Origin of the sequence: Psychrobacter cibarius (assembly GCF_904845955.1) — a bacterium.
Lineage (GTDB): Bacteria > Pseudomonadota > Gammaproteobacteria > Pseudomonadales > Moraxellaceae > Psychrobacter > Psychrobacter cibarius_B.
The window spans coordinates 118,712-131,308 of sequence record NZ_CAJGYX010000002.1 but is presented as its reverse complement, the minus strand read 5'-3'; the positions used below and the strand labels follow the sequence as shown (position 1 = coordinate 131,308).

Annotated in this window: 11 protein-coding genes; 5 read left to right on the top strand and 6 right to left on the bottom strand. The window is 42.3% G+C overall.

Going from position 1 to position 12,597, the window contains the following annotated elements; all coding sequences use genetic code 11:
- Nucleotides 1–18 precede the first annotated feature (18 nt).
- The 4 genes from JMV76_RS03980 to JMV76_RS03965 all read left to right on the top strand — a co-directional run bounded on the left by JMV76_RS03980 (nt 19) and on the right by JMV76_RS03965 (nt 4,226).
- Nucleotides 19–561 (top strand): acyl-CoA thioesterase, encoded by a 543-nt coding sequence (locus tag JMV76_RS03980; RefSeq protein ID WP_201501725.1) that lies wholly within the window; start codon nt 19–21, stop codon nt 559–561.
- A gap of 183 nt (nt 562–744) precedes the next feature.
- Entirely contained in the window at nt 745–1,122 is a 378-nt protein-coding gene (locus JMV76_RS03975) for a DsrE family protein (RefSeq protein WP_045442939.1), read from the top strand.
- A gap of 370 nt (nt 1,123–1,492) precedes the next feature.
- Nucleotides 1,493–2,902 (top strand): ATP-binding protein, encoded by a 1,410-nt coding sequence (locus JMV76_RS03970; RefSeq protein WP_201501724.1) that lies wholly within the window; start codon nt 1,493–1,495, stop codon nt 2,900–2,902.
- A 280-nt stretch (nt 2,903–3,182) separates the two neighbouring features.
- Nucleotides 3,183–4,226 (top strand): NAD(P)H-dependent flavin oxidoreductase, encoded by a 1,044-nt coding sequence (locus tag JMV76_RS03965; protein WP_201501723.1) that lies wholly within the window; start codon nt 3,183–3,185, stop codon nt 4,224–4,226.
- A 25-nt stretch (nt 4,227–4,251) separates the two neighbouring features.
- On the opposite strand, the gene JMV76_RS03960 is transcribed toward JMV76_RS03965, so the two are convergent.
- Complete coding sequence (locus JMV76_RS03960; RefSeq protein ID WP_201501722.1) at nt 4,252–4,956, bottom strand: aspartate/glutamate racemase family protein; 705 nt, start codon at nt 4,954–4,956, stop codon at nt 4,252–4,254.
- Nucleotides 4,957–5,216: 260 nt separating this feature from the next.
- Between JMV76_RS03960 and JMV76_RS03955 the strand changes: the two genes are divergently transcribed.
- Nucleotides 5,217–5,471 carry a DUF2798 domain-containing protein gene (locus JMV76_RS03955; protein WP_045442930.1) on the top strand — a complete coding sequence of 85 codons (255 nt, stop codon included), beginning with the start codon at nt 5,217–5,219 and terminating at the stop codon, nt 5,469–5,471.
- A 481-nt stretch (nt 5,472–5,952) separates the two neighbouring features.
- Here JMV76_RS03955 and oppF read toward each other — a convergent pair whose 3' ends face one another.
- The 5 genes from oppF to JMV76_RS03930 form a co-directional block, all read right to left on the bottom strand.
- Nucleotides 5,953–6,981 (bottom strand): murein tripeptide/oligopeptide ABC transporter ATP binding protein OppF, encoded by a 1,029-nt coding sequence (oppF, locus tag JMV76_RS03950; RefSeq protein ID WP_201501721.1) that lies wholly within the window; start codon nt 6,979–6,981, stop codon nt 5,953–5,955.
- A gap of 3 nt (nt 6,982–6,984) precedes the next feature.
- A complete protein-coding gene (gene oppD, locus JMV76_RS03945; RefSeq protein ID WP_227690092.1) occupies nt 6,985–8,235 on the bottom strand; it encodes an oligopeptide ABC transporter ATP-binding protein OppD in 1,251 nt (416 codons plus the stop codon).
- Between the two features lie 12 nt (nt 8,236–8,247).
- Entirely contained in the window at nt 8,248–9,153 is a 906-nt protein-coding gene (gene oppC, locus JMV76_RS03940; protein ID WP_201501720.1) for an oligopeptide ABC transporter permease OppC, read from the bottom strand.
- Nucleotides 9,154–9,243: 90 nt separating this feature from the next.
- A complete protein-coding gene (gene oppB / locus JMV76_RS03935) occupies nt 9,244–10,164 on the bottom strand; it encodes an oligopeptide ABC transporter permease OppB (RefSeq protein ID WP_201501719.1) in 921 nt (306 codons plus the stop codon).
- Between the two features lie 301 nt (nt 10,165–10,465).
- Complete coding sequence (locus JMV76_RS03930; RefSeq protein WP_227690091.1) at nt 10,466–12,133, bottom strand: ABC transporter substrate-binding protein; 1,668 nt, start codon at nt 12,131–12,133, stop codon at nt 10,466–10,468.
- Nucleotides 12,134–12,597: the final 464 nt, after the last annotated feature.

The window sequence follows — 12,597 nt, the reverse complement described above, 5'->3', positions numbered from 1 at the left end:
CTCTTTTGAGATTGCACTATGTATCCCTTTATCCGTTATGCCAGCACCATCGCCCACGCCGCGCTACAAGTCAAAAAAGGCAATACCTTAACGTTTAAAGATACGAGTGAGATTAGCTTTCGCTGTCGTCTGACAGATATCGACAATTTCTTAGAGATGAATAATGGTCGCGTACTTACCCTTTTTGATATGGGTCGTACTGACTTCGCGGTGCGTAGCGGGCTTGGACGTCAACTGCTCAAGCAGCGTTGGGGTTTGGTCGTCGCTGGCAGTACCATTCAATATCGCAAACGCATTCGCGCCTTTGATAAAGTCACCATGAAAACGCATATCGTCGGCTTCGATGAGCGTTGGATATATATCGAGCAGTCGATGTGGGTAAAGGGCAAACCTTGCTCCTCTGCTCTACTGCGGACGGGCGTGACTGAAAAAGGTAAGGTGATAGAAACAGCACGTGTACTAACCTCATTGGGGCAAGCAGATTGGCAGTTGCCACCGAGTGGCTATGTGGCAGAATGGATCATCAGTGATGCTGATCGTCCGTGGCCACCGCAAAGTTAGCATTTATTTTTTAACTTTATTCATAAGTCACAAACACCTATTCACAATCAGTTAACCTTATAACTACTATTTCCTAACAATACATTATATAAATACATATATTAAATGTTAGGATAGTAGTGAGCATCATACTCAGCTCAACTAAATACTATCTAATTAAAACAGTCTTATAAGGAGAATAATATGGCTAACACGACGGATTATGTCGGTACGTTATTTGATAATAGTGAATCAAATCCAAGCAAAATCACCTTAGCATTTACTATGGCAGGTGTCGCACTTAAAAAAGGTCATTCTGCCTCAGTGATATTGATGGTGGACGCGGTACATTTGGCATTGCCCAATGCGTTAGATAACGTCAATATTGGCGCACCATTTGAACCTGCGGGCGAATTGTTAGAAGCCTTTATCGAAAAAGGCGGTCAAGTACTGGTCTGCGGCGCTTGCATGAAGCACAACGGCGTGGAAGAATCTGCCATCGACAAACGCTTTGAAGTGATTAGCGGTGATGATGTGGTTGAGCTGTTGATGAATGCGAAGGGCTCTTTGCAGTTGAACTAAGAAGCATCAGATCATTTGGTGTAGCTTCGCTAACAAAGCTTGTTTGAAGCTCTAAAAATTCAAAGGGAAATTCTTTAGATAGAATTTCCCTTTTTTATTATGTTTTCTGAGTGCACTATTGATTAATCATTGATTGGATAGAGGTTAGTAGAGACCATTATTGGCTGCTGATGGGTTGAACATATTCTTTGAGTTTTATTTAATATGTTAATCTAGCTAATCATAAAATTATTTCACAGGTTTTGCATTTATGAAGGTATGTAATGTCTCATTAGCTTCACTCATAAACTACTATCTATGAATTTTTGTTAATAATTTGAGTAAAATTAATTATAGTGGATAATATAACTAAAGTGATTATGAGAAAAATATGACTATCGGCATTGAACAAATTAATCTCTGGCTTTTGCTACCTAAAGAAACACAGATCATCGAGTTTAAAGAGGCGAAGAACCAATTTGACTCTACGAAGCTCTATAAGTATTGTGTAGCCATCGCTAATGAAGGCGGTGGTCATCTGGTACTCGGCATTACCGACAAACTTCCGAGAACTATCTGTGGAACATCAGCTTTTCAAGATGCTAACGAGGTTGTGGGGAAAATATTCAGCGTTCTTGGTTTTAGGGTAGATCTTAATGAAGTGACTCATCCAGATGGACGGATTATTGTCTTTGTTATACCTAGCCGACCTCAAGGTACTGCATATCAATACCAAGGTGGTTATTGGATGCGATCTGGCGAGCAGCTAGTCGCTATGAGTGAGGATAGGTTACGAACTATATTTAATGAAGGTCAACCTATCTGGCTAGAAGAAACTGCATACTTAAATGCTTCAGCTCAAGAAGTAGTAAATAGCTTAGATACTCAGAATTATTTTGAGCTACTTAACCTGCCTTATCCTACCAATCAAGCAGGTGTAATAAATAGACTTATTAGTGATTCGTTGATTAAAAGAACTGCCCAAGGTTATGATATATCAAATATGGCCGCTATTCTGCTTGCTAAAAGTTTAAAGCGATTCGACACAGTCAAAAGGAAAGCTATTAGAGTTATTCTTTACAGTGGCGAGTCTAAACTTCAGACCATTTCCGATTTAACAGGAGATAAAGGCTATGCCGTAGGTTTTTCTGGACTGGTAGACTATGTCATGAGCCAGTTACCACAAAATGAAATAATCGAAAATGCGCTGCGTAAAGAAACCAAGCTATTACCAAAGGTAGTTTTAAGAGAGCTACTTGCTAATGCTTTAATTCATCAAGATTTTCAAATTTCAGGTACATCACCATTTGTAGAGATATATAATAATCGTGTAGAAATTACAAATCCAGGACTACCATTAGTACCTGTTGATAGGTTTATTGATAGCTACCAATCTCGAAATGAATCATTGGCTGATTTAATGCGACGTTTTGGGATTTGTGAAGAGAAAAGTAGTGGGATTGATAGAGTGGTAGAGACAGCAGAATTTATGCAGCTACCTGCACCCGAATTTCTAACTGGCCACATACGGACTACTGCAATTATTTATGGACCCAAAGCTTATAAAGATATGGAAGGATCCGATAGAGTTAGAGCTTGCTATCAACACTGTGCCCTACAATATGTATTAAGAAAACAGATGACAAATCAGTCTTTAAGAGAGCGTTTTGGTATTTCTTCTGCAAGTAGTAACTCAGTGTCACAAACAATCAATAACTGTGTCGAGCAAAATCTAATCAAACTTGACCCTAATGCTCCTGAATCAAAAAGGTATGCTCGTTATATTCCTTCTTGGGCCTAGGTGATTTTCATTACATTGCTAATCAATAAAACACTTTGAAATACCTGAATGTATTGATTTATATAGGCCTTCTCATTTCATTGCTAATCAAGGTAGTGTAGTGGCATAGGTAGAAAGCCTTTAACTACAAAGCCGTAGTCAAATTACTTAACTACAAAATCGTAGTCAAAATCCATCCCCATATTCAGCAACTAAATAAACACTATCCAACATACTCATTGCTTACCTCTGTTAAAGTAAGTGAGATAAAAAACCTAACAAAACAAAAAGGAAGCCCGTCATGACCTTACTGAATACCCTTAATTTGACCTATCCTATCGTGCAAGCGCCGATGGCAGGCGCAACCACCCCTGAGCTGGCAGCGACGGTGAGTAACTTTGGTGGGCTGGGTTCATTAGGATCGGGCATGACGCCGCCAGAGGTTTTGCATAGCCATATTGACACCATTAAATCGCTCACTGATCGCCCTTTTATGATTAATCTAATGGTGTTGTCTGAGCATGAGTCGAGTACCTTTGATACCGAAATCCCTGCTTGGCTAAGTCATTACTATCAAGAAAACAATATCGAGTTTGCGCTGCCTGAACGCCCTGCGCTAAGCTTTGCAGATCAGCTACAAGTGCTCTATGACAATCCCGTTCCTGTCGCCAGTTTTACCTTTGGCATTATCAGTGCCGAGCAAGTTCAGCATCTGCAAGGTCTAGGCACGCGCGTCATCGGGACGGCAAATCATCCATTAGAAGCGAAAGCATGGAGCGATATTGGTGCTGATGCGGTATGTGTGCAAGGGGTCGAAGCGGGTGGACATCGTGGTGGCTGGCTCCCGCAAAGTGAAAACGATCCATTGGGATTATTGACACTGATTAGTCAAACGCGCGCGTGTACCGATATTCCGTTAATTGCAGCAGGTGGCATCATGACTGGGCAAGATATCAAAGCAGTGCAAACGGCTGGCGCTGAGCTGGCGCAAATCGGAACGGCTTTTTTGACCACAGATAAATGCGGTATTAATGACATTTATAAGCAAGCGCTACTCGATGCCAGTGAAGATAAGCGCAGCACTGAGACACGCTTAACGAGACTGTTTTCAGGTAAGCAGGCTCGTGGTTTATTAAATAATTATTTGCATGATTTTGCTCAATTTGAAAGTGCGCATGAGCTACCGCCCTATCCACAATTAAATGCGATGACCAAATCTTTTCGTGGTCATGCGACCAATAATCTTGACCCAGAGTATCAGTCTTTATGGGCAGGACAAGGCGTCGCTTTGGTCAGACAGGAGCGCACGCTTGAGCTGTTAGAGCGCTTGGTCAAAACGTTATAGGCTTAAATACTTTTATCAGTCCGCGCTACTCTAATAAAAAATCCACCGCTGCCGCTGCATGAATCAAAGTGGTATCAAATACTGGAATTGGGCTATCTGCTTGTTTAATGAGCAGTCCAATTTCTGTACAGCCTAAGATGACGCCCTCTGCGCCTTGATCCGCTAAATCTTTAATCACCTGCTGATAATACTGGCGCGAGCTGTCTTTAAATTCACCGACGCATAGCTCTTTTTTGATAATTCGATGTACCTCTGCTCGTGCATCACTCTCTGGTATCAACACTTGAAGCCCTGCATCCACCAAACGCTGCCTATAAAAATCTTCCGTCATCGTAAACTGAGTGCCCAGCAAGGCAATTTTAGACAGATTCTGTTTTTTGATGGCGGCAATAGTGGCATCAGCGATATGAATAACAGGTAAATGCGTCGCGGCTTGCACATCATCGAGTAATTTATGCATTGTATTAGAGGCGATCATGAGCCCTTGTACGCCAGCGGCTTGCAAACGCTGCGCACTGCTGGCCATGATTACACCCAGCGCTGCCCATTCATCTTGCTCTTGGTGCTTATTAATCAACGCAAAGTCTACGCTATGTATGAATAAATCTGCTGAATGTAATCCACCCAGCTTATCCTTGACACCCTCATTTATCAGCCGATAATAGCTTTCGCTACTCTCCCAACTCATACCACCGATGATGCCCAATGTTCGCTGCTTGTGCACGGTCATTTTATTGCCTTATTTGTAGGTTGTAATCGCTTTTATCGTAGCAAAATTAATCATCTTTAGTTTGTTATTTTTTGGGAATTTTTATTTTTATGCATGGGACAACAGTCATTAAAATATAACGAATGTCGCCATTGATAATAACGATTTTATCCACTTATCAACATACGATATCATGGTTGGTAATGACGACTCATGACGCTACGCAACATCGTTCATCGTTCATCAAACGCCACCATCACCATGTAGGACACCTCCACACTATGGCAAAATTCCCTACCATTAGAATACGCACACGGCGCAAGTACTACCGGCTTATTTTTACCTTTTTAATGGCACTGCTAATGTCCACGATTATCTCAACTGCATTGCTGCTGATCAATGTAGGATTCGTCGATGGGTTCTTTATCACGCTGTTTCACTCATGGAAATATGCCTTTATAGTCGCGTGGCCGAGCGCTTATATTTGCGCCTATCTCATCCAAGAGCATTTGCTCAGTCGTATTGAGTTTTATTGAACCAGCTAGAAGTTAAAGTATGAGAATGCCATGATGAAGCATTGCTGTGTACTGATGGTAAATCATCATGCCGCTATGAATTAAGAAATCTGTGGTCGTATACACAGCCTTGCTGAAGGTATTTTATTCGAAGATAAAAAGGTATTTTTTGATTGGATATTAGGGACGTTGAGTCATCTTATGATAAGTGACTGGATCTGGATAAGAGGCTTTAATGACCTTCCTAATTACTCCCGTAATAAAGCCATCTCCAAGCCCATCCTCGTGGTCAGCTAATAACATTACTTAATATTACTTAATATTACTTAATATTACTTAATATTACTTAATGAAATGGCTATTGATATCGGTGAAACTGATTGATTGATGCTAACTGCTGACGTTTAAAACCAATGAGCAAAAACATTAGATTGTATTAAGAGCATTTGAATAAGTCCGCCTGCTTTTAATACAGTCAATACTCATAAACCAAAAACCACTTTTAAGCCACCTCGACCTTGTTCTTTAAACAAGCCACTCGGTGATTTATGGTGCCTTCTAACACGGGTTTAATGTGTGCGCACTCTTCATCAGCTAGTGGGCAACGGGTGCGAAAAACGCAACCTGACGGTGGATTGATTGGACTGGGTAAATCACCCTCTAATAACTGAATGACCTTGTTACGCTCAGCAATAGGGTCAGGTAGCGGTACAGCAGACATCAGTGCTTGGGTATAGGGATGAGTCGGATTGCCGTATACGGCTTTGTTCAAACCCAGTTCGGCGGCGTTGCCCAAATACATGACCAAGACTCGATCAGCAATGTGCTTAATCACAGAAAGATCATGGGCAATGAAGATAAGCGCTAGCCCCATCTCTTCTTGCACCTCTTGCAATAAATTAATGACCTGCGCCTGAATCGAGACATCAAGGGCGGAGACTGGCTCATCACAGATAATAATTTTGGGCTTTAATATCAGTGCTCGAGCAATGCCTATTCGCTGGCACTGACCACCTGAAAACTCATGCGGATATCGGTTAATTTGATTGGACAGTAGCCCCACCTTTTTCATGATGGCGCGTACCTCGTTTTGCACCTCAGGCTTCTTCATTTCGGGATAATAAGTGCGAAGAGGCTCGGCGATAATATCCCCTACAGTCATGCGCGGGTTAAGTGATGCCAGCGGATCTTGGAAGATCATTTGAATGTCTTTTCGCTTTAATCTCATGGTCTTTTTGGACGCACCAACCATCTCTTCATCACAAAACTTTATACTGCCAGAGTCAGCTTGTATCAATCCGATGATAGTACGAGCGAGTGTTGATTTGCCGCAGCCTGATTCGCCCACCACCCCTAAAGTCTCACCAGCAAATAGCTCAAACGATACCCCATTAACTGCTTTTAGAGTGACAGGCTTCTGCCAAAAGTAAGTACCTTTTTGTTTGATATTAAAAGTGGTATGAATTTCCTTTACTTGCAATAACGGTGCTGGATTATTGCTTTTGGCGCTATTTAAATTCTGTGTCATCATGAGCTAGCCCTCCATCCCTGATTGATTATTGGCATCGATATCTGCTGAGCTATCTAGTGAGTGATCAACGGGTGTTTCAGGGTGCCAGTGGCAAGCGCGTTGACGCTCGTTCGGTAAAAATTCCAACGGTGGCGGTGTATTTCGGCAGATTTCCATAGCATGAGAACAGCGCTCATAAAAAGGACAGCCTGCAGGCAAATCTAATAAATTTGGTGGACTACCTGGAATGGTTTCAAGCTTGCCCATATCGTTATCTAAACGCGGAATCGCTTTTAGTAGCCCGATAGTATATGGATGACTTGGGGCATAAAAAATCTCTTCAGTCTCTCCATACGCCATGGTACGCCCAGCATACATCACCAGTACTCGATCACAGATACCCGCCACAACCCCCAAATCATGGGTAATCATAATAATGGTGGTGCCAAAGTCGCGTTTTAGCTCGTTTAATAGAACCATAATCTGTGCCTGAACAGTCACGTCGAGCGCGGTGGTTGGCTCATCAGCAATCAACAGCTTAGGCCGACATAATAATGCCATCGCAATCATAACCCGCTGACGCATACCACCTGAGAACTCATGCGGATACATGCCAATACGGTTCTTGGCTTCTGGAATCTTAACCGCGTCTAGCATTCGTATGGATTCGGCCCAAGCGTCTTTTTTACTCATGCCTTTATGTAAAATCAATACTTCAGCGAGCTGGTCGCCTATCTTCATATAAGGATTTAATGAGGTCATCGGATCTTGGAAGATCATCGCGATCTGCTCGGCACGAATTTTATTTAGTGCTTTTTGTGACAATCCTAGTAGCTCATTACCCTCAAAGCGTACCGAACCTTTGGCATAACCGTTATTTGCCAATAACCCCATAATAGCAAACGCTGTCTGCGACTTACCTGAACCGGACTCACCAACGATACCTAAGGTTTCGCCTTCATGCAGGTTAAAATTTAAGCCATTAACCGCCGTTACTAGACCTTCTTCGGTCGTGAACTGTACCGATAAATCTTTGACTGCTAACAAGGTGTTTTCTGCGTTAGGTGGCTTATCGAGCGCTGAATCAGTACCTATATTAAAGGTAGTAGACTCTATTTTCTCAGGAGCACTAGACGCGTTGGCGGCGTTATGAATCTTTTGAGTTGCTATGTTTTTATCTTCCATACTTTTACCCTCCATGCTTTTATCCTTCATGCTTTTATCCTTCATGCTTTTATCCTTCATGCTTTTATCCTTCATGCTTTGGTTTTTCATGATGTCACCCTCTTAGCGGTCTTTAGGGTCAAACGCATCACGCAGACCGTCGCCAATAAAGTTAAAGCAAAATAAAGTAATGACCAAAAAAGCTGAAGGAATCAAAATCTGCCAAGGTGCTACCTGCATGGTTTTTGAGCCTTCTTGCAACAGCGCCCCCCAACTGGTCATCGGCTCTTGAACACCAAGTCCCAAAAAGCTTAAAAATGACTCAAACAAAATCATCGTTGGCACTAATAAAGAGGCGTAAACCACCACCACCCCGAGTACATTGGGCACGATGTGGCGTAAGATAATATTAAAGCCTGATACGCCGCCTACGTGCGCAGCTTCGATAAATTCTTTACTCTTCAGGCTTAGCGTTTGCCCGCGAACGATACGCGCAACATCCAGCCACGATACCAGTCCAATCGCCACAAAGATTAAGATAAGGTTACGACCAAAGATAGTGACTAATAAAATCACAAAAAACATAAAGGGGAAGGCGCTTAAAATTTCTAATACACGCATCATAACAGTATCGACTTTGCCACCAAGATAGCCTGACGTTGCACCGTATATCGTACCGAAAATCACTGCAACCGTAGCGCCGGCGACGCCTACCATTAAGGAGATACGACCACCTACTGCGGTTCGCACTAACAAATCACGACCGAGTGAATCAGTACCAAAGTAGTGCTTATTATCAATGGCTGGCGCGGACTGCATAAAGTTCCAGTCGGTTTCGGCATAACCAAAAGGTGCTAACATCGGTACAAAAATGACAAAGGCAGCCACGAGTAGCAAGATAAAAAGACTGGCTACGGCGGCCTTGTTGCGATAAAAACGGCGCTTAGCATCTTGCAAAAGGCTGCGGCCTTTGATTTCCTGAGCCCCTATGTCTGCTAGGTCAGTTGTCTGGTCTGCGGTAAGGCTCATAGTCGTCCTTTTAATAATCTATTTAGCATAATAATAATGAATGATACCCATCAAACCGTATTGGAATGATAATGCGCTTAAACGGTCGTCTTAATACTGAATTTTTGGATCAATTACCGCGTATAAAATATCGACGATAGCATTAAAGGCAATGGTCAATACCCCGACTAAAATGGTCAAACTAAGCACTACCCCATAATCACGATTGAGTGCGCCGTTAATGAATAACTGTCCAATACCAGGTAAACCAAAGATAGTCTCAATCACAATAGAGCCTGTAATAATACCGACAAAACCTGGACCTAAATAAGAGATAACGGGTAGTAGTGCGGGTCTCAGCGCATGCCTCATCACTATTTGGCGCATCGGCAAACCTTTCGCCTTAGCCGTTCGGATATACTGGCTATTCATCACCTCAATCATCGAGCCGCGCATGATACGAGCAATACTCGCAACATAAGCGAGCGCTAAAGCGGCGACTGGTAATACAAGGTTTTTGAGTGCCCCATCATTCCAGCCACCAGCTGGTAGCCATTGCAAAATAATGGCAAAGATCAGCACTAATAATGGCGCTTTAACGAAGCTTGGAATCACAACACCTGTCATAGCAAAGGCCATCAGTACGTAGTCTATCCATGAGTTTTGCTTCAGAGCTGCGATAACACCGAAGATAAGTCCTAAGACCAATGCCAATATAAAAGCGTATAGACCCAACTCCATAGAGACAGGAAACGACTGCGACAACAACTCGTTAACCGTATAATCTTTATACTTAAAAGACGGTCCAAAGTCGCCTACCGCTAGCTGCTTTAGATAATTAACATACTGTAGCCACATAGGATCGTTGAGATTGTATTTGGCCTCGATATTGGCCAGTACCGCAGGTGGCAAGCTACGCTCACCCGTAAACGGACTGCCTGGCGCCAAACGCATCATAAAAAAGGAGACCGTGATCAATACAAATAAGGTCGGAATGGCCTCTAAGATACGCCGAAAAATCAGTTTTAGCATAATGCCTCTTTTATAATGATGCTTATTTTTCAGCTAAATTAAAATGAGATAACTAGCACAAACCTAACGCCCAGTTATCACTCGACTAGCAATCTTCAATGACTTGGTTTTAACTAAAATATCTATAATCGTCGTTTATAAATAACAAAAGTTTCATCTAACACGCCTAATAAGAGTGGCCGTGAAAAATGAAACTAATGACGCTATCAGCGTTATTTGATAGGAGCGATAAATGAAACCAGCTGCTTTTACCGCTCTCAGACATTCAATCGATAGAATTATTCAGCGCTCAGTCAAACGATTAGTGCTTAGCAATTGAGAGATTTTTTACCTGCCAATTGTCTAATATATCCTTAGTTGGAAATCCAATGACATAAGGTTTCACTAGACGCGGGCTGACGTAATGATAAATGTTAAGTAAACCCATATCTTGATCGAGCTGAGCTTCAGCTTGCTTGTATAGGTTGGCACGCTGCTCAGGACTAACGCCAGCTTTCAGCGTTTGCGCCATTAAACTGTCAAAGTTAGCATTATTGTATTTACCGTAGTTGCCACTATTGTCAGATTTGGCAATATTTAAGAAAGCTGACGCTTCATTATAATCACCGCACCAGCCAGCACGCGCGATTTGATAATTACCATTACGGCGAGTATCCAAATAGGTTTTCCATTCTTTATTGGTCAAAGTCACATCGACGAAGCCGAGCGCTTGCTTCCATAGTGAAGTAGCCGCGACCGCAGTCTTTTTATGATTGTCATTGGAGTTGTATAGCAGCTCAAAAGTCAGCGGATAGCTATCGCTATAGCCTGCTTCAGTGAGCAGTTTTTTGGCCTCAGTAACCCGCTTTTCTTGATCCCAAGTCGACCATTCTGGACTATTTGCAATATCGCCATTGGTGGCAGGGGGTGTCAACTGATAAGCGGCCGTCTGTCCTTGACCGATAACTTTATCCGCAATGGTGTCGCGGTCCAAAGCTAAGGCTAAAGCGCGGCGTACGTTGGGATCGTTGAACGGTGGCTTGACCGTATTAAACTCGTAATAATAAGTACAAAGATAAGGAGATACGGTTAGCTGATCGCCCACTTGCTCTTTAAGCGAAGCGAACTGCTCGGTTGGAATCTCATTGTAGGTCACATCGATTTCACCCGCCTGATAGCGTGCGACGTCAGTCGTACTAGAAGGAATCGGCAGGAAAGTGACGGTATCGATAGTCGTATTGGCATCGTCGTAATAAGAAGCGTTGCGCGTTAAAACGATTTTGTCGTTAATTTGCCACTGGGTAGGCTTGTAAGGACCATTAACTACGATGTTCTCAGGAGCTGTCCACTTATCACCAAAGGCTTCAACGGTTTTTTTATGAACGGGCTTGACTGAATTATGAATCAACATATCTGGAAAATAAGGCACGGGCTCTGATAACGTAATCTGTAAGGTTTTATCATCGATAGCCTTTACGCCAAGGGTTTCAATGCCAGCCTTACCATCAACTATTTGATCAGCGCCTACTACTTTGGCATCGACCAAATAGCTTGAATACGGCGACGCAGTATTTGGATCGACCAAGCGGCGCATACTGTAGACAAAATCCTCTGCCGTTACTGGATCATCATTTGACCATTTAGCATCGCGCAGCTTAAAGGTCCATACTTTATTGTCTTCGCTTTCCCAACTGGTTGCCATTGCTGGAATGGTCTTACCTTCGGCATCCGTATTGGTTAAACCTTCTAACATCTGGCGGCCAAGGGTAGATTCTGGTACACCCGATACTTTGTGTGGATCAAGTGATTCAGGCTCAGTACCATTATTGACGACGAGCGCTTGAGTATCAGCCAGTACATTAGGATCAACGTCAGCTGCTTGGCTGTCAGTGCCAGACTTATCGCTACTACAGCCAGTCATAGACATGGCGAGCGCAAGAGAGGTAGGCAGAAATATAGAGGACAAAAAGTGATTAGGAGTGCGCATCATGTAATAGCTATCCTTGCTGGTCAGTGGCTGGGCGGATCAACTAAATAGTAGTGATTCGAGTTAATATATCCGTATATTGACTACGTTTATTAACAATACTTTAACTAACTATTGGTCATATTGTAGACAACTATTAGTAATTAAAAACGATACAAATGTCAATAAGTTTTAATTCCTCCCTGATACTAACAAGCAAAATAAGCTTGCAGTCAAAGCAGTTTCGACGACTAAAAATTAGATGTGATTACTATTAATCGAGTAACTTTTATAGCTGCTTATTACCTTTCATCAGCAATATACTACCGCTCATTCGAAGCCTGTATTATTACTACAAATCTCAGTTTCTAAATCACTAATTATCACTGTCAAGTGAATGAACTCAATGCTATCAAGCGATAAAACTCTAGTAGATATGATGAGTTTTATTTATAAGACTATTGTTAATAACTAATCATTTAATAGAT